We start from the raw sequence: 18,930 nt of genomic DNA on the forward strand, positions 1-18,930 counted from the left end.
CGGCGACATCCATCGATTACAGTGTTCTGGCAGGCACGTAATCTTATGACAAGGATGTGGGTAAAACATGAACAAATCAAAAGCCTGGTTCGGGCTTTGCCTCGGTTTTATTTTGCTGGGCGTGACGGCATGCGGCTCAAGCTCCAGCTCGGGCGGGGGTGGAATGGGAGGAACCTCTGATTCGAATACGGGGGAGGCGGGAGTTACTAGCTCACCGGAGGGGACGGGAGCGACTTCGGAGAATTCTCCGAAAAGCGGGAAAAAGACGATCGTGTTTTCCACCTTTTGGCCGGATGAAGGGTTGAAGCAAGCCAAAATGAAGTACGAAGCCGCACATCCGAACATCGTCATCGATCTTCGGGATGTGCCGACAGATGACGAGCATACGGAAGCCGAGCTCAAAAAATACGTAACGGCGACGAATACGGCGATGCTGTCAGGCAACGGCCCCGATATGCTAGCCCTCGATATGCTGCCTAGCGAGAAATATGTGGGCCAGCATCTGCTTGCGGATCTAAGCGGGTTGCTGAAAAACGATCCTTCGTTTATCAAGGGGGACTATTTCAACAATATTTTGGAAAACAGTCAAACGAACGGAGGGCTTTACGGCTTGCCGCTATCGTTTTTCCTGAACGTTCTGATCGGAGATGAAGCGGCAATCAAGCAAACCGGCGTACCGTTCGACGATAAAAATTGGACATGGGAAACGTATGCCGAGACGCTCAAACAAATGAATCGATTAAAACCGAACAAGGAAGCGGGCGGCGTTCTCCCCGGAGCCGTCGCTGCCACCGGGCAGCAGGCAATGCAAGCGCTGTTGACCGAAATGGTGAAAGAAAATTACCCGCGTTTCGTAAATGAAGATACCCGAACGGCCAGCTTCGAATCGGAGGCATTCCTCGATATGATGGGTCAGGTCAAAACCATGTTCGAAGAAGGCGTCTTCGCGGAAGGGCGTGCCGGCTCTTTTTTCAGCTCGCGAAATGTGAACTCGGCTTGGGACTATCTGGTCACCATTAAGGAGTCGGGCAAACAAGCGAAGCTGTATGCCAAGCCGCGCGCCGAAGGGACGAAAGCGGGGGGATACTTTTATCCTTACAAAATTATCGGCATCAACGAGAAGTCGGCCGTGAAGCAAGAGGCATGGGATTTTCTCCGTTTTTTAATGTCGGACGAAATGCAGCCTGCGCCTGAACGGGCGGGGTTCCCTATAAACAAGAAGGTTTACGGAAAACAAGTACAGCAGCTCCTGACCAAAGGAACAGTCAAAGCCTATGAAGAAGGTCCCCTTCACGGACAAGAATTCCCTGTCGATCCCGCACAGATCGAGCAGTTGGACAGTTATTTGAAGGAAGCCGTTCATCCCGTGGCATTCCAGCCCTCCAAAATAGAAGAAATCGTCAGGAAGGAAAGCCAAGCCTTCTTCAGCGGCCAGAAATCGGCGAAGGACGTCGCGAAGCTGATTCAAAATAAGGTTGCGACTTACTTGAATGAGTAAGCTGCGTTTACCGGCTTGGCTGGGGAAGGACGGGACGGCGGCGTTGATCTTTTTGGCGCCTAGCGCTGCGGGATTTATTCTCTTTTACTTGATTCCGTTTGGGATGGGTATCGTCTACTCGTTTACGGATTCGACGATCGGAGGCGTTTTCGTCGGCTTTGACAACTACTCTGCGCTGCTGGAGAGCAAATCGTTTCATAAGGCCGCGGCGAATACGCTGCTCTTCACCGGAGTGAGCGTGCCTTTGCTTATTTTCCTATCGCTGACCCTTGCTATCCTGCTGAATCGGCGGTTGTACTTGCGGAATTGGCTGCAAACTTCATTTGTTTTGCCGCTCGTCGTACCTGTTGCATCCATCGTCATGATTTGGCAAATATTTTTTGATTGGAACGGGACCTTGAACGCTTGGCTGAACGGCCTCGGTCTTGGGCGAGTCGATTGGATGCAGTCGGACGGCTCGATGGCGGTTTTGGCGTTCTTGTATATATGGAAAAACATCGGGTATGACATGATTTTATTTATGGCCGGTCTGCAGGCGATTCCAGCTTCGTATTATGAAACGGCGCGCATCGAAGGGGCGGGCAAGCTGCGCCAATTTTATTACATTACGCTCGTTTATTTGACGCCGACGATGATTTTTGTCGTGCTCATTTCGATCATCAACTCGTTCAAAGTATTTCGCGAAGCTTACTTTCTCGCAGGCGATTATCCGTACGACCGCATATATACGCTGCAGCACTATATGAATAATATGTTTTTGTCGCTTGATATTCAGAAGCTTACCGCCGCTGCATCGCTTATGGTCGTCGGTATCCTTGCTCTTGTTTTCGCGCTGCTTGGGGCGGAGCGCCGATTCCAGTCCCACATGGAGTGAGAGGGGAAAAAGATGATTTACTTGAAACGAATACGGTTGCCGGCAATCGGATGGATGCTTTTGCTCGGAGCCGGGGCGTTAGTTATGCTGGTGCCTATCGTGCTGACCGTCATGAACTCGCTAATGACCGAGCATGAGATCGGGCTGAATTACGGACTCCTCGGTAAAATGACGAATGCCGCTGCAGGTGAAAAGGACGTCTTCGTCAATCTGAAATGGATTCCCGATTGGGTGTCGTTCGATCAATATATGGAAGTGCTGGTGCGGAATCCAAAGTTTCTGCATATGTTCTGGAACTCGGCGAAGCTGGTCGTTCCGATTATCGCGGGACAAACCGCGGTTGCATCGCTGGCTGCTTATGCTTTTGCCAAACTTCGTTTTTGGGGGAGAGGCAGCTGGTTTTTGGTGTATTTGATGACGATGCTGATGCCATTCCAAGTTACGCTTGTTCCGAATTATATTATGCTGGACAAGCTCGGGCTGCTGAATACGAATGCGGCGATTATGCTGCCAGGCGTTTTCGCGGCTTTCGGCGTATTCATGCTGAGACAATTTATGCTCCATATTCCAACCGCGCTGATCGAAGCGGCCAAATTGGACGGCGCGGGACATTTTACGATATTCGCCAAAATTGTGATGCCTCTTGTAAAACCGGGCGCTGCCGCATTAATGGTTCTGCTTTTTGTCGATTACTGGAATATGGTTGAGCAGCCGCTTATTTTTTTGCAGGATGCGGTCGAGCAGCCATTGTCGTTATATTTGGCGCAGATTAGCAAGGAAGCGCGCGGTGTCGTGTTTGCCGCGTCCGTCTTGTTTATGAGTCCGATGGTAGTGCTTTTTCTGTATGCGCAGACGCATTTTGTTGAAGGCATTCAGCTTTCCGGGATAAAAGGGTAAGTTCGGGAGGAATCGATTTTGGAGCTGGAGACGAACGACGGAAGAGTAGCGGACCGGAAACGAAGGCTTCGGTTAGTTGCCGGTTTCCTGATCGCTTTGCTTATGATTTTTACACTTTTGAGCAATACCTTATACGCATTAACGCTTCCTAAGGTGACCGTGCAGTCGGCCAGTCCGGGTCAGCTGGAGCTGGCCTTCCAGGGGAGCGCCGTTATCAAGCCGGTGGAAGTGAGGGATTTGTCGGGGCAGGCGGGCTGGACCGTCACCAAGGTGCTGGTGCGGGCGGGAGACGAAGTCAAGCTGGGACAGACGCTCGCGCAATACGATAACGCTGAAGCCCGGCGGCAGCTTGTGCAAGAGCAGTTTATGCTGGACAAACTCCAGCTGTCGGTGGAAAAGCTGATGTACGACTATATTCAAACGGAGCACAGCGATGAGGAGGGGGCGGTACTTGCAGCCAAGGCAGCTTTGGAAAATGCGAAGCTCGACATCAACATGCAGCAGCAGCGTATCCTTGACATGCAAACAAAAATAAGCTCGAATCAAGCTTTGAAAGCTCCGTTCGACGGTACGATTGCAGCTGCGAATGCCAAGGAAGGGTTATCCGCTAACGCGGGCTCGCCGGATTTCAAGCTTATTAATACGAAGATGGGCTACCAGCTTGAGCTGCAAATTCCAACGGAAGTAGCCGATGCGCTTACGATCGGCGAAACGACGGAGGTTCGGCTCCCGGGACAGAACAGCCGTACCGTGGAGGGGGGGGTTGCGGGCCTGGAGCAAGACGTCTCCGACGGCAGGCAAACTGTCCGGCTGACGATTTTGCTGCAGGACCCGTCGCTGGCAAATGGCGAAAGGGCCGAGGCGCATATCAGGAAGAAAGGAAAAGACGGTGCGCTGCTTATATCGAACGCCGCTGTCCATAAAGATCAAACAGGCACGTATGTCTATGTCATAGAAGAGCGGAAAGGCCCGCTGGGGAATGCATTTTATACCGGCCGTCGAAACGTTGCTTTGGCCAGCTTCAATGAACATACGGCTGCGGTCGAATCGGGTTTGTTCCAGCAGGAATCCGTCATCTTGGAAAGCAGCGAGCCGCTCCTAGAGGGGAGCCGGGTAAGGATTTTGACCAAATGATGGGTTAGTATAAAAACTTTGTGCGATGCTCTCGCCTTTCTGCCGAAAAAGAAGTAATGTAGAAGAAAAACGAGTTAGGAGTTGGCGGAATTGGATTTGGGTCTAAAAGGAAAAGCAGCGCTAATAACCGGCGGAAGCAAAGGGATCGGTTTTCATACGGCTTTGATTTTGGCGAAGGAGGGCGCTAGCGTCGCGATTTGTGCCCGCACCGAAGAACAATTGCGTGAAGCGGCGTCATCCATCAAGGAACAAACGGGTGCGGACGCATTTTATATTCTAGCCGACATGACGGTGCAGGAGGATTGCGAGAGAGCGGTCGCACAAGCGGCGGAGCATTTCGGCCGGCTGGATATATTGGTGAACAATGCCGGAACGGCTGCGGCGAATTCGTTCGATAAAGTGAATACGGACCTGTGGAATCAGGACCTGAACTTGAAGCTATTCGGAGCCATCCATTGCTCACGCGCAGCCATTCCATATTTCCGCGAAAGTGGCGGCGGGGCGATTGTAAACATCGCGACATCGTCGGCCAAAACGCCTCCGGCTTCTTCGCTCCCGTCTTCCGTCAGCCGTGCTGCGGGATTGGCGCTGACGAATGCCATGAGCAAAGACTTGGCGAAAGACAAAATCCGGGTTAATGCGGTATGTATCGGTTCCATACGAAGCGAACAAGTCGAGAAAGTATGGAAAAAGGCTGCGCCGAATTCGACTTGGGAGGAGTTCGCCAACGATCCGAAGCACGGCATCCCGCTTGGCCGGATCGGCGATACCGAGGAAGCGGCTAGAGTCATCGCATTTCTCGTTTCGGACGCGGCATCTTACGTTACCGGCACATCCGTAAATGTGGATGGGGGTACGGGGGCTGCGCTGTAAGAAGCGCGCATCGTTGCTGCCAGGCATAGTTGCCGGCAGCATTTCTTTTTTTTGTAGATTTCTAAAGATAAAGTACGAGCTCGACTCTAATAGCATCATTTCAATTCTTATACTATAGATTTTAGGGATGTAAGGCATCTGATCGTGCAACAGATCGTGATCATCATAATGAGGCCAAGTTTACTATCAGTGAGGCAAACCACACTATTTCTAACCGAAAACCCGTGTTCTGGTAGCATAATGAGGCAAACGCAACGAATAGTGAGGCAAACGAAATTGATAGTTACGTTTGCCTCACTATTTGGCGAAAAGGAGCGTTTTACCGGTAGAATAGTGAGGACAGCCTCATGAACAATAAGGTTTTCTCCACTAATCGCACGGTTCGTAAATAACCATTACGATATCCGTGTTTGCAATGCTGTAATGATTTTTTGACCTCGCTTTTTCTCTGCTTCATCAATGAATTTACAGCTTCTTACTTAATATTTCAACCTCCATGCGTATCGTCCTCACTAAATGATCGTGCCACTTGTTCCAAGTTCGCTTCTGCCTACATACATTCCCAATTCTTCGCATTCCGATCCATAACGCCCAGAGGTCGATTTCCAGTTGATCGTCGCAGGAAAGCTTTCTAATGTCGCTATAGCCCTGTGCCAAAGTGTCGAATCCAAGAAAACGCTGACCGTCGTGGAGCTTATAATGTCCCAAATCGTAGAGGGGGCTGCTCCCTTGAATCTCGCCGAAATCGATGATGCCGGTAAAAACGCCGTGAAAACAGAAAATATGGGAATCGTCAAAGTCCCCGTGAGCTAAATGAGCTTCATGTCTTGCCATAATTGGAGCTCCGGCATGCAGCAGGCTGCTGATTCGGGATATGACAGGTTTGCCGAAAACATTTTCCGAACTATAAAATAAATCCTCTTCCATGTGATCGAAAATGTATTCGTGCATGGAGCTTTTTTCAGCTCGTAGCGATTCTCCTGGCACTCCATCTTTTCTTTGAATCCAACCGAAACCGTCAACGGTTATTTGATTGACAATGGCGAGGTGTTTTCCAGCTTGAAGAAGGGTGCTTTTGTGAACGTCCTCCAACGTGCAGGATCCGATATCGGAGCCCGGAATTTCATTTAAGAGCATCATTGACATCTCTAAGGATTTATTACTATGCTCATAATAGATAACTTCCGGAACTTGAACTCCTTTTTGCCTTAATAGGTTATGTACATATACTTCGACGCCAAAGCTATTCTCCTGTTCCGGAAGTAGTCTGAGATAGCTTATATTTTCACCTGACTGAACCCGATAAACGTATGTGGAGACGCCGGTCAGTACTCTTTCGATCCGGTCGGCGGCAACAGGAAGACAGTCTTTTGCCGTCTGTTTAACTAGCTCGATGGGAGGAGCCTCTCTTTTTAGCATGATCCTAGATCCTTTCAGCGGCGAGAATGATAAGAAAAGTATAAAGGAGTTGCAGGATAAGGAACCCGGCAAATTTTTATTAAATGAAACTTTATTGCTTTGCATAACAAAACAAATCGATTGCACACAAAGGAGCGAAAAATGAACAAAGCATTGAAAATCTCGGCACGTACCATTTTGGTTGTCGTTTTGTCTTTATTCGGGCTGATGTGTGTATTCGGGATTGTTTTCTTTCTGGGCGTGTGGTATCGCGACGTTTTCATGTGAAATTAACGATAGGGTTGTTTTGGTTTTTATGCTCGCCGTCGTTTATTGTTATGATTGGGCGCGAATAAGACATAAGAAAGTTTGGCAAGGTGCCGGCGATAACGTCGGCGCTTTTTTAGTTTATAAACGCGATTTACCGATGGACTTGTCCCATTGCCCGAAAAAACGTTTGTCTTTAAAGGGACGATAAAGCGCATATCCAAATTATCCCTCCAGTAAAAAAACGGCATATCCAATCCTCGATATGGCATGCTTCCTAAAAAACGCTGTGCTATGTTTCGAATGGACGAGGCAAAATACGAAGCGTATTTCGTCTCGCTAATCGGATAACGGGAAGGTGGGGTATGGATGAGCGAACATATTGCATCATATGCCCGATTGCATGCAGGCTTCTGCTCCTGTTCATGGTTCTGAAAATGGCTCAAGTAGGCCAAGCCGGTCTATGCAGCCATTTATTTGCCATTCTAAAGTAAGCGCTTACGATAATTCCGAATCATGAATATATGCTTAGGAGCGATAAGATGAAAACTTCTGTCACGAACAAAACGAAGAGAGTCGTTTGTTTGTTTATGGTCGTTCTTTTACTGCTTTCCTCCGATTTGGTTCTGCCGCCGCACACGGCTGCCGCAGAGGAACCGCAAACCGTCACTTATTCCTTCAATCAAAGCAGTCTTGTGCCCGGTACATCTGATTGGCAGCTCGTAGGCGCGCCATATGGCGAGTTCACGCCCGGGGTAGCGATATTGGCGGACAGCATCAATATCGAGGCTTGGGCTGACGGCCATGCCCGATCTTTCAAATTTAACGTTCCTGAAGCAGGAGCTTATACCGTCAAGCTTCAGGGAATCGTCATGACGTTAGGCGGAATAAGCAGGCTGCATGTAGACGGCAAGCCGATCGGCATCTTCGATTTTTATGCGGAATCTTCCTGGGACGATTGGGTCGAGAGCGAAGCCAGGGCGATCCGGGTTATGAATCTGGAGGCAGGTATTCATGAACTGACGATCGAGGCAATCGGTCACGCGACAGGATCGACTCGGCGTAACATGTTCCCGACTAAGCTAATATTGGAGAAAGTGCAAGGAGCGCTAGCCGTGCAACAAGTACAGATCAAATGGAACCCGCAGGAACTGAACGTCGGAACGCGTACACCGTTAAGCGTCGAGGCGTTACTGGCCGATGGTACCCCGGCGGTACTTCCCGGCGCACAGATCAGCTTTGCCAGCGCCGACCAATCGGTCGCGGTAGTGGAGGCTCAAACCGGCTGGCTGGAAGCGGTCGGCATCGGTACGACGACGATCGAAGCATCCGTACTTTATGAAGGAAATGTATATACGGCTGACCTTCCTATCGAAGTCAAGCCGGGACATACTTATGCATTCAACAAAAGCAGCTTGAATCCGGGGACGAGCCGCTGGAAGCTGGTCGGCGCGCCATACGGCGAGTATGAGCCGGGCGTAGCATTGTTGGATGACAGCATCAATATCGAAGCGTATGCGGACGGACATTCCCGCTCCTTTAAGTTTTATGTGTCCAAGACGGCACCTTATACGGTCAAGCTCCAGGGAATCGTCATGACTTTGGGCGGGATCAGCGAGCTGTTTGTTGACGGGCAGCCGATCGGCACATTCGATTTCTACTCCACAGCATCATGGGATGATTGGCTGGAAAGCGAAGCGAGGACGATTCGCCTGATGAATTTGTCGGCGGGCATGCACGAGCTGACGATAAAAGCGATCGGTCATACGACAGGCTCCACACGCCGTAATATGTTTCCGACGAAGTTCATTCTCGAGCCTTTTGAAGGCCCGCTGCCCGTGCAGGAAGTGGAGCTGAAAGCGGATTCGGCGGAATTGTCCTTAGGGGCCCGAACGCAGCTGACGGTTGAGGCGACTTTGACGGACGGCACGAAAATTGCCCTGCCGGACGCGCAGATCAGCTATCAAAGCATGGACGAAGCAGTCGCGGTTGTTGATGCACAAAGCGGTATGCTGGAGGCGGCCGGCGTCGGCGAAACGGTAATAAACGTATCTGTCGTCTATTTTGGCGCGACATACACGGGCAGCCTTCCCGTTAAGGTCATCCCGATCAGCAGCGTCAAAAAGCGCAGCACCCTTTATACGGAGGCGGAAGTTCAAGCGGCAAGAAGCAATGTCAGTCAGTTCGATTGGGCGAAGAGTATGAGAGACAATGCCGTTGCCCAAGCAGACTTGTATCTTGGTCAGGGGCTTGACTTTCTATGGAATTTGGTGCCGCCGCAAAGCTTGCCTAGAAGCATATTCGTGAATTTTGAGTTGGGAAGTCCGGTTACGGGGAAGGAAATCGATAAGTACGGCTACTATCCTTACCTGATCGACCCTATCGGTGATCCATGGAAAATAACCGATCCGAGCAGCGGCTATCGTTTCCCGACAAACGATTTCAAAAGCTATTATGAAAGCGGATTAAACGAACACGGCATTTTTGACAGGTCATTGGCCGACCCGGCATTTTTGGTCAATACGCTTTATCCCGAAAAAGGCCCGACTTGGGGCGTCGACGACGGCAACGGCTGGATTGACGAAAACGGCAACTATTACACCTTCATCGCTTATTATGTTCAATGGGGCTTATGGGGGTACGACGGAAAAAGCGCGATACAGAAAGCGCTGCGCTCGCTGCGCGACGCCTATTTGTACACCGGCGATGTGAAGTATGCCCGCGGCGGCACCGTTTTGCTGGACCGTATCGCCGATGTTTACCCGAGTCTCGATATTTCGGTTTACAGCATGGAGCATTATTTTAATTCGCATGGCGGCTTTGGATTGGGCAAGGCGGTGGGGAATATATGGGAGCCGTTTCTTGTCAAAGATTTTTTAAGCGCTTATGACGCGTTTTTTCCGGCGATGGACGATTCGCAGTTAATCGGCTTTTTAACGGCCAAATCACAGCAGTACCGGCTGGGACCGTTAAAGCATTCCGCGACGGGAATCCGCAAAAACATCGAGGACAACATCGTCAAGCTCATTTATCCGGCTATAAAAAACGCGCAAATCGCAAGCAATAACGGCATTCATCAGGGTGCTCTCGCGATGGCTGCGGTTGTGTACGACAAGCTGCCCGAATCGAAGGAATGGATGGATTTCAACTATAAGTCGGGCGGCCAGATCGGCCCGCCTCATCAGGTTACCGGCGGGAATATGGGCGTTACCTTCGTTAACGGGGTCGATCGCGACGGGGTAGGGCATGAATCTTCGCCGGGTTATAACCAGCTATGGCTGGACGCCTATTTGGAGACGGCGGATATTTTGAACGGGTATGACGGGTTTGATGGAGCCGATCTTTACGATCATGTGAAGTTTCGGAAAATGTTCTCCGGACTTTATCCGCTAATGCTGGGCGAACGGTTTACGGCCAATATCGGGGATGCAAGCGGAACCGGGAATCCGTGGTATGCATTCAATCTGACCCAGATGATCAAAGCGTTCGAAAATTACGGGGATCCGATTTTTGCCCAGCTTGCTTATTTCGCGAATAATAACAGCATCGAGGGGATTCACGGCGATATTTTTTCGGCCAATCCGGATCAAATCGCAAGCGGTATCCAAAATGTCATCAATGAGCAAGGCACGCTTAAGCTCGACAGCATCAATATGACCGGTTACGGATTCGCCGCCTTGAGAGACGGTGAGAAACAAGGGGACATCGTCGGAGCCCGTTATCCGTTCCAGCAGCTGCCGATTGTGTCGAAGACAGGAAACGGCGCGGCGTCGATCAAAAACGGCACACTGGAGTTTGCCGGTACAGCTGTGGGCGATTCGATCGAGTTCTCGTTTGATGTCGCGTTATCGGGGAGCTATGAAGTGCTGCTGCAGCCGGCCCGTTCCATCTGGTACGGAGGCTCGGGCACCTACCTCGTTAAGCTGGACGGACAGCCGGTCGGCGAGATCGACTTTTATGGAAACCGGCAGAGCCGGGAATCTTTCGGAATCGTTCCGCTCGGCGCCGGTACGCACTCGATTCAATTTATCGCTACCGGTAAAAACCCGAATTCGGGCAGCTACAAAATGGCCTTGTACGAATTGGCCCTGCTTGACGAGGAGCAAAGGCTGGAGCGGAATGAAACGATTGGAACCGATCCGCTTAGAGATCTTTGGATGTACTACGGACGCAATTACGGACATGGACATGGGGATACGCTTAATTTAGGCCTTGTCGCTTTCGGACTCGATTTGTCTCCTGATCTGGGTTATCCCGAAAGCACGTTAAGCACGGACACGCATTTTACGGAATGGGTTCGGCATACGGTTTCCCATAATACGGTTCTTGTCGATCGATCCATGCAAAATGCGCATTGGTCAGGACAGCCGAGCCAGTTTGACGACACAGACATCGTGAAGCTTGTTGATGTTGAATCGCCCGACGTGTATCCGCAAACCGAGCTGTATAAACGGACGTCGGCGATGATCCGGGTCGATGAGGGCCACTCTTACGTCGTTGACTTCTTCCGTGTCAAAGGCGGCAATGAGCATCATTTCAGCTTCCACGGGGCGGAAGGCCAGGCAGCAGCCGAAGGCTTGAACTTGACGCCGCAATTGACGGGGACATACGAAGGGCCGGATGTCGAATATGGCGTACGGACTTCCGATGAATATGGAACCGGCTATCAGTATAAAGGATCCGGCTTCCACTATTTGAAAAACGTTGAGAGGGATTCTTCGCCGGAGTCGCAGTTCAGCGTGGATTGGGCCATTGAAGATACGTGGAACATTCTCGCGCAGCCTGAGGACATTCATCTTCGATTGACCATGCTGACGGAAACCGACGAGGTGGCTTTGGCGGACGGTATTCCGTCCAGAACGCAACGCGGCAATCCGGAAAGTCTGCGTTACATGATTGCCAAACGGACCGGGACAAATCTGCAAAGCACGTTTACGTCGGTCATCGAACCGTACAAGGACGACCGCTTCGTCAGCACTATCGAAAATGCTGCGGTTAAAACGGGCGGTGCTGCGGCCAATGAAATGGAAGCAAGAGCGGTGAAGGTGACGCTTGTTAACGGCCGCGTGGATTACATCATCAGCGCGCTGAATCCGGAGATCACGTATACGGTAGACGATAAACTGCAGTTCAAGGGAAGCTTCGGTGTTTATTCGGAGATGGACGACCGGCATGTATACAGCTATGTGAACGATGGCACGGTGATCGGATTGGCCGGTTCGCCGGAGATCGAGGCTAATCTTGCCGGCATTGCCGGAACGGTTGCGGATTTTACGAAGCAATTGCAGATAAACAATGAGATTATAGCGGAAATGGATCTGCAAGGACATCCGGCCGAGGAACTGGTGAACCGGATGATCTACGTGCAAAACGACGGTTTACGCAATGCGGTATACACGATCAAAGGCGTCAAGGAAGTAAACGACGGAACATACTCGATCGAGCTTGGGGATACGTCGCTGATCCGCAGCTACAAAAACGATAACGATTTCAGCGAGGGCTTTATATACGATATCGCTGCAGGCGCAACATTCCGCATCCCGCTATCTTACGAACACGAAAGCCTTGCGGGAATCGGGGCGAAGCTTGCAAAATCGAAGCTGGCTGTCGGGGAAGCCTCCCAAATCGCCGTTACGGGCAAACGCTTGGATGGCGGCGATGTTCCGTTAACGGGAGTCGTCATCACGTATGAAAGCGACAATGAAGAAGTTGCGACCGTTACTGTAGATGGGATGGTGATGGGACAGGGAGCCGGCGAAGCGAACGTTACGGTGCAAGCCGTCATACAAGGCGTCGCGATGAGCACGAGCGTTATCGTGCAGGTAGAGGAAGAGGGAGCGGCTGTAACGCTGGAACGTATCGCGATCAGCGGCGTTCCGGGGCAACTGCGCCCTTCGGAAAGCGCACAGGCAGCGGTTACCGCTCATTTTACGGATCTTTCCAGCTTGAACGTTACGTCTGATGCCGTGTTTTCAAGCAGCAATTCGGCGGTAGCGTCGGTTTCCGCTGAAGGCAGGGTGACTGCGCTGAGTCAAGGGACTACGATCGTTTCCGCCGTGTATGGCGAGTTTGAAGCGGCTGTCGAGCTGTCCGTTGTACCTGTTGTCCTTCCCGATACTTCAGCGCCTTCGTCGGGCGAAGGGGCAAAAAGCCAAGAAGAGCCGGGTAAGCAGACCGTGATATCTCTGACGACTGACGCCATCAAGGAATCCCTAGAAACGGGGAAACGTCTGAGCGTGCCGCAAGGGATCGCAGAAATCCGCTTGCCAACAAGTTCCGCAGAGCTGCTCGGGGAAAAACGTTTGGAATTGAACATCGGCGGGATCGGGCTCGATTTATCGGGAGAATGGCTGCGCTCTATTTTGACGGATGCGCAGCTGACGGACAACAAAGTGCAGCTTGTCATCCGTTTCGAAATCATCGAGGGCCAGGAAGCTGATGTTATTGTCGGCAATGCGGCGACACATGCGCAAGCAGCTTTAACGCTGGGCGGCGCTATTTTCGATCTAAACATGAGCTTGGTGATGAAGGATGGCCGTTCCGTTCCGGTTAACCGTTTCTCGGAGGTGCTTACGCTCAGCTTCCCTGCGCCGGAGGATGCCGATTCGGCGGTAATGGGCATCTTCCATATCGGCGAAGAAGGTCAGCTGGAATATGTCGGCGGGGAGCTGAAGGACGGCCGGATTGAAGCGTTGCTTCGGCATTTGAGCCGATACGGCGTGCTTGAGTACGACAAAGCTTTCGCAGATGTTCCAGTAGAGCACTGGGCGTACAATGTCATCAGAGAGCTTTCGGCGAAACAGATCGTTCAAGGGGTGAGCGGTACCGGTTTCGCTCCCCTGCAGCCGGTTACGCGCGCCGAGTTTACGGCATTGCTGGTCAGGGCTTTGCAATTGGAGTTGGCCGGAAAAGCGCCGTTTACCGATGTCGCTTCGGAAGCGTGGTACTCGGAAGCCATCGCCGCAGCTGTGGATTCCGGTCTCGTCGACGGGATCGGAGACGGCCGATTTGCTCCGAATGATGAAATAACCCGGGAACAGATGGCGGCCATGCTGCTGCGGGCTTATGAATGGAAGACGGGCAAAAAGACGGAGTTGGCGGAAAGTACGGCGGTTTTCCAGGATAACGGAGAAATAAGCGGTTGGGCAAAATCTTTTGTCAATGCAGCAAGGCAGTTAGAGTTGGTGCAAGGGCGGGAGAATGATCGCTTTGTACCGCTCGGACTGACATCACGCGCAGAAAGCGCGCAAGCGGTTTACAACTTGCTCCGAATGATCAGGTAACACAGCGCAGTAGAATAGTGGCGGGAAAGAGGTGCTGATGTGTCAGCGCCTCTTTTTTGTGGTATATAAGTTTATATGTAAGCATAGATTGCCGATTCTTATTGGTCAAACAAAAAGGGAGGATCAGGAGTGAAACTAAGGCAAATGGCAACAGCATTCATTATGAATGATGGTAGATTTATCATGATGAAAAAAACGAATAGTAAGCTGTTCGATTTCGAGTTTTGGACCGCTTTAGGCGGTCATTTGGAGCCAAATGAAATCAATAATGCCCGGAAAGCTTGTTTGCGCGAAATTTTCGAAGAAAGCGGTCTACAAGAGAACGAGCTCAAAGAACTCGATATGAGATATGTCTTACTGAGGCAAAAAGAGGACGAAATCAGAATGCAGTTCGTGTTTTTCGGAAGCACGGATAAAACGGAACTCGTCCCTTCGGATGAAGGCGAGCTGCACTGGGTGGAAGAAGCTCGGCTAATCGAATTGAACATTTCAACGATAATCCGCAAAATGCTTGAGCATTACAGCGCCAACCGAGACGATAAAAGAGTTTTCGTAGGCACGATGACGAAAACCGATGAAGATAAGCCGTCCGTACAGTGGTCATTGATGACCGACCCTATGGTGTTTTAAAAATCACGTTTTTGCATCGCTAGCAACCCGACGCGTAGGTAACATGCTGTGTATCAAAGGTATAAAACACCGATACAATTGAAAAAGAAGCGGTTGAACGTAAGTCCGTTCAAACGCTTCTAATCGGGATGCGAGATCGGTGGAATAAGACGCCGCAGCGTCATAGTTACCGAGCCGTCAACATTTTACGATCATGCCGCCTCCCGGAGCCAAAATGATGGGGACACGGCCGGCAGATGAAAAAAATTCGCCAATAAATTCATTTTGCGTGCTGCAATTGACGATCATCGTTTGGCCGGCCGCGATCATCAATTGCAAGTCGGCGCTGCTCATGCTGCTTGCTTCCAACCGGCAGTCCGACTCCAAAAATCCGGCTTGTTGACCTGCCGTCTCATAAGTCCAGCTGTACATGCCCTCCGCTACTCTGACGGTTCCGCCGAATACAGCGATAGATGATGTCGAAAGCCTTCGTGTCCCCGAAATATTTCTTGTGTGCGGCATCAAATTGGCATAGATCATATATTTGTCCGTTTCAACAATAATCATGCCGTTATCGGAAGCTTCCAACTGATGATAATGAGCTAAAGCTTCTTTGGTTTCCATTGCCGTTCGGTTCGGTAAAGTAACCGCGATAAAAGGCTGTAAAATTTCTCCTCCGACGTAAGCGGCGCCGACCTTGTCGTTAAGGACCAGACAATCTTCAATTCCCTTCCATTTCGGGTATTGATGACGATTGTCATAACGAATCCCGTTCGTTCCGAATAAAAGATAGCCGATCTCATCATCGACATTGATATAAGGAACAGGCGGAAACCGGCGTGTGATATCTTCGTCTCTGCCGAAGAAACCGTCGAACGTTTCCGTCTTGCCGCCGATATGAATGTTTCTTCGCCCCGGGGCCAGTTCAGGTATTGTTTTATAGCGTTCATTGCGGACGCCGAGCAGTCCTGTATGCATGGCAGCTACACGGCATGGCTTGACTACTGTAAACTGCTCGGCGTACACGCTGCTCCCGTCAGGCAATGAAACCCAAGCAATGCGCTGCAATATGCTCCCTTCCCCATGTTCCACACATGCCGAAGCGCCGAATCCATTGTCGCTGGGATTGATTCGCTGGGATTCCGACTTGACTGCAATCCCTCCGCTGGCCGGGGATATGTTCTCCTCTGACCCTTCGAAAACTACTTTTCCAATATAGCTGTTTTCAATAGGCGTTATCGTCCACAACCCTTTGCTCGGAAGCGTGATCGCCATGACGCGGTTACGCCAGCTAAAGGAACTAAACGTATTTTCAGTGCGATGGACAACAGCCGAACCATAGGGATACATATACACATCAGCAAGGCGCGACTGCATTTCCCGCTTTTTGGAAGGGGAAACGCCGGGGCCTCCCAAAACATGCAGCACGTAAGCATTGGCCAATGCAAAGGCATACATGCTTTCAAAGTCTTCCGCGGTTTGATAGTCATTGGGAGAAATGGGATACAATTCTCCATTTTTCTCGATCAAACATCCCGTTTCGTTGCTTTGCTGCAGCTTGATCGTAGCGGCTAACGCTTGCTGCTCCAGCAAGGCCGCATCAGGGTCGCGGTGTATGACGTTCATGAATGCATGGAGCGTGGTGACGAGGGTTTGACGATTGTACCACCAGTCCTGGGATTGGATCGGCACGATCATCCCGTCAAACTGAGTCCATCGTTTGAGCGATTGCTCATAGATATGCTTGTTGTTAAGTAACATCGTATCATCTAACGGTTTACCCTGCGTGAAAGAGGCAATCGCATAACAAGCGCGAAACGTAATCGCAGTAGCCATATAGTCCGGGTGTACCATGCCGTGGTTTTCATTCGTAAAATCGGGAAAAAGCGTCACCGTTTGTATCCATTTGTCGCTAAGAGGTTCCCCTTTGTAAAGATTGCCGTTAAAACGGTCTTCAGGTACCGTAGCGGTATTCAGATTCCATTTGTCATAAGCTTCGCTCCATGCCTCATGCCGAGGATGCCGGGGGAAAAGCATGACGGCCGCAAGTATGCCTGTGGCCGTCCAAGCGTTTTCTTCCATTTGGGTATCGTGAAACGAGCCGTCGCGCGGTTCGGCTTGCGACCACCTTTCGGCATAACCGATCGTCAGCTCCGCTACCATTTGTCTGGTTTCTTCATCAAGCTTTTCCCAGAATAACCAAGCCGTATAAGCGATATGGAACACCGCCGTGCCTGTTTGCGTGGCTTGAAAATAAGGGGCGTTTTTGCCTCCCCATTTTTGTCCGCTGTTCCACTTGTTTTTACCGATAGGCCTCACACAATCTATCGGGCCGCTATCATGCGTAAAGCAAAGAAACCGCAAAGCCTTGATCGCTCTTTCCTCCAGCAGCTCCCTGGGAAGGGCGCTTGGCCAATCATTTTTATCGCTAAACGCACCCATTACCGCATAGACGTACATCGGATACGACGTTTCGAAGCCATACCATCCTGCTCCATCCAGGAAAAAACCGGCATGCGGACGTTTGTCCCAGTCTTTGAAATTTTGATCCATATACAAAATCCATTTATACAGTACGCGAGCGATCGTACGCGACTGCTCGTTCTCGCGTGCAAGTTCCCAGCGTACGGGAGGCGGATTTCGCCAATCGGCACTTTCGGTTCGAGTATTTTTCGAGTCGTTCTCTTTCACGGGGCATTCCTCCTGATTATTGATGAATCTACCATAAAAAAGGAGAAGCGGCATAGCGATGATACCCGAGCGGAATCAAGTCGATGTATGATAAACGGTTTCCGTATACTTGGTGATGGCTTCGTCGTAGTCCGGATACGGACAACCGAGACTTTCCGCCACTGTTTTAGAGTATTTTCTGAATAACGCATAACAGGCGAATAACGACTGCCACATTTGGGGATAACCATTCTCGGAATAAGTGGAAAGCAATGCTTCCCAATCTTCAGTCGGAATATAACGGTTGATGAATTTATAGTTTTTCCCTACGCTAAAGGTATAACCTTTCTCCGAACCGATTTGCCAAGCCATCATGCGAAGCAAATTAGGACGGGCAATCTCATGCAAATGATCGACGGCAAAAAGGATTTCGTTTCGCGCCAATCCTTTTACAATGTAAGTCGAAACCATCCAGAATTCGTTGCAGCAATCATCAAATTCCCTTGCAGTCGGTTTTTGAATCCAATACAAACGGTCGCTGGGGGACACTTTATTTTGGATTTGATTGTCCTTATCGAGCAGGACCTCGACTAAACCGTCGCTTTTCGTAAAATAATCTTCCGTCTCGTTGATTGGAATAAGCGTCAGGTCCAGTTTACGGCCATCCTCAAAAAGGATGATGTATGAAAACCAGCTGCCTAATTCGGCAGGAAAAAGCTCCATATCCTCGGGTTTCTGCATCATCGTTCGTTTTCCGAAACTATCGAGCCATCCGTCGTTTTCCTTGAAAACGTCCATATCTGTCACAAAATAAGAAATGTCGAAATCCTGGAATGCGTCTGCGGGAATATTTTCGTTCGTGCGTGACCCTTCCAAGGTAACCAGCCGGATTCTATCATCCTTTACAGCAAAATCGATGAACATATCCATCATTTCTTGTTCGCTTCTCAAGATCGTCTCCTCCATTCCGTTTATGTGCATATTTTATGGATAAACGCGTTTGTCCTTAGCCTATGTTTACGAAGTCGCTTTCTTCGAAAGCATTTGGGACGGCTAAAGCGGTTATCCTTGTGATCAGTCGTGAAGTTACGGTACATATTCGACGTGCGGTTCCATACTCCTTGCAGACTAAATCTCAGTTTTGCGAGACTATCGCCATTCTAAAATAAATAACAGTACTAAATGACAAATGAAGCTATATAAGATATGATAAGCAAGAAAATTGAATAGCTGTTCGGGTGCCAATCATGGTTATACGATAAACGATGGAATCATCGGTTGGTTAAAAGGGAAGCGGGTGAGAATCCCGCGCGGTCCCGCCGCTGTATTAGAGGAGTCCTTGCTACATGCCACTGGTTTACCGGGAAGGCTGCAAGGGCGATGATACTTGAGTCAGAAGACCTGCCTGTAACAGTACACTACTAACT

11 protein-coding genes and 1 riboswitch are annotated in these 18,930 nt (G+C 50.3%); of the genes, 8 read left to right on the plus strand and 3 right to left on the minus strand.

Translation table 11 applies throughout. The features are described 5' to 3' along the window. Nucleotides 1–67: 67 nt before the first annotated feature. From DQG23_RS02255 to DQG23_RS02275, 5 genes are all read left to right on the plus strand, one after another. The gene (locus DQG23_RS02255) at nucleotides 68–1,498 is read left to right on the plus strand and encodes an ABC transporter substrate-binding protein (RefSeq protein WP_113029154.1); all 1,431 of its coding nucleotides are present in this window, start codon (nucleotides 68–70) and stop codon (nucleotides 1,496–1,498) included. Further along, nucleotides 1,491–2,372, plus strand: a complete 882-nt coding sequence (locus DQG23_RS02260; RefSeq protein WP_113029155.1) for a carbohydrate ABC transporter permease — start codon at nucleotides 1,491–1,493, stop codon at nucleotides 2,370–2,372. Before DQG23_RS02255 ends, DQG23_RS02260 begins: the two co-directional genes overlap by 8 nt. Before the next feature lie 12 nt (nucleotides 2,373–2,384). After that, entirely contained in the window at nucleotides 2,385–3,269 is an 885-nt protein-coding gene (locus DQG23_RS02265) for a carbohydrate ABC transporter permease (protein WP_238177713.1), read from the plus strand. Between the two features lie 18 nt (nucleotides 3,270–3,287). Beyond that, a complete protein-coding gene (locus DQG23_RS02270; RefSeq protein WP_113029156.1) occupies nucleotides 3,288–4,403 on the plus strand; it encodes an efflux RND transporter periplasmic adaptor subunit in 1,116 nt (371 codons plus the stop codon). A 90-nt stretch (nucleotides 4,404–4,493) separates the two neighbouring features. Continuing rightward, nucleotides 4,494–5,276: an SDR family NAD(P)-dependent oxidoreductase gene (locus tag DQG23_RS02275; RefSeq protein ID WP_113029157.1), complete on the plus strand. Its 783-nt coding sequence runs from the start codon at nucleotides 4,494–4,496 to the stop codon at nucleotides 5,274–5,276. 465 nt (nucleotides 5,277–5,741) lie between these two features. On the opposite strand, the gene DQG23_RS02280 is transcribed toward DQG23_RS02275, so the two are convergent. Next, entirely contained in the window at nucleotides 5,742–6,695 is a 954-nt protein-coding gene (locus tag DQG23_RS02280) for a phosphotransferase family protein (protein WP_158560257.1), read from the minus strand. A gap of 141 nt (nucleotides 6,696–6,836) precedes the next feature. On the opposite strand from DQG23_RS02280, the gene DQG23_RS43365 reads away from it, so the two are divergent. The 3 genes from DQG23_RS43365 to DQG23_RS02290 all read left to right on the plus strand — a co-directional run bounded on the left by DQG23_RS43365 (nucleotide 6,837) and on the right by DQG23_RS02290 (nucleotide 14,854). After that, the gene (locus tag DQG23_RS43365; RefSeq protein WP_272949021.1) at nucleotides 6,837–6,962 is read left to right on the plus strand and encodes a hypothetical protein; all 126 of its coding nucleotides are present in this window, start codon (nucleotides 6,837–6,839) and stop codon (nucleotides 6,960–6,962) included. Between the two features lie 521 nt (nucleotides 6,963–7,483). Further along, a complete protein-coding gene (locus DQG23_RS02285) occupies nucleotides 7,484–14,224 on the plus strand; it encodes an S-layer homology domain-containing protein (RefSeq protein ID WP_158560258.1) in 6,741 nt (2,246 codons plus the stop codon). Between the two features lie 129 nt (nucleotides 14,225–14,353). Beyond that, nucleotides 14,354–14,854 carry an NUDIX domain-containing protein gene (locus tag DQG23_RS02290; RefSeq protein ID WP_146762237.1) on the plus strand — a complete coding sequence of 167 codons (501 nt, stop codon included), beginning with the start codon at nucleotides 14,354–14,356 and terminating at the stop codon, nucleotides 14,852–14,854. Nucleotides 14,855–15,031: 177 nt separating this feature from the next. Here DQG23_RS02290 and DQG23_RS02295 read toward each other — a convergent pair whose 3' ends face one another. Both DQG23_RS02295 and ant(6) read right to left on the minus strand, forming a co-directional pair. Next, nucleotides 15,032–17,524, minus strand: coding sequence for a hypothetical protein (locus DQG23_RS02295; protein WP_113029161.1), 2,493 nt, complete (start codon nucleotides 17,522–17,524; stop codon nucleotides 15,032–15,034). Between the two features lie 75 nt (nucleotides 17,525–17,599). Next, nucleotides 17,600–18,454 carry an aminoglycoside 6-adenylyltransferase gene (gene ant(6) / locus DQG23_RS02300; protein WP_113029162.1) on the minus strand — a complete coding sequence of 285 codons (855 nt, stop codon included), beginning with the start codon at nucleotides 18,452–18,454 and terminating at the stop codon, nucleotides 17,600–17,602. Nucleotides 18,455–18,722: 268 nt separating this feature from the next. Beyond that, a riboswitch (cobalamin riboswitch) is annotated at nucleotides 18,723–18,926 on the plus strand. The last annotated feature ends 4 nt before the right edge of the window (nucleotides 18,927–18,930 follow it).

Origin of the sequence: Paenibacillus contaminans (assembly GCF_003285015.1) — a bacterium.
In the GTDB taxonomy this organism is placed as follows: domain Bacteria; phylum Bacillota; class Bacilli; order Paenibacillales; family NBRC-103111; genus Paenibacillus_V; species Paenibacillus_V contaminans.

What these genes read in the sequence shown, in the direction of transcription:
- DQG23_RS02255 (WP_113029154.1), top strand. Translation starts at nt 68, where the DNA reads ATGAACAAATCAAAAGCCTGGTTCGGGCTTTGCCTCGGTTTTATTTTG.
- DQG23_RS02260 (WP_113029155.1), top strand. Translation starts at nt 1,491, where the DNA reads ATGAGTAAGCTGCGTTTACCGGCTTGGCTGGGGAAGGACGGGACGGCG.
- DQG23_RS02265 (WP_238177713.1), top strand. Translation starts at nt 2,385, where the DNA reads ATGATTTACTTGAAACGAATACGGTTGCCGGCAATCGGATGGATGCTT.
- DQG23_RS02280 (WP_158560257.1), bottom strand. Translation starts at nt 6,695, where the DNA reads ATGCTAAAAAGAGAGGCTCCTCCCATCGAGCTAGTTAAACAGACGGCA.
- DQG23_RS43365 (WP_272949021.1), top strand. Translation starts at nt 6,837, where the DNA reads ATGAACAAAGCATTGAAAATCTCGGCACGTACCATTTTGGTTGTCGTT.
- DQG23_RS02285 (WP_158560258.1), top strand. Translation starts at nt 7,484, where the DNA reads ATGAAAACTTCTGTCACGAACAAAACGAAGAGAGTCGTTTGTTTGTTT.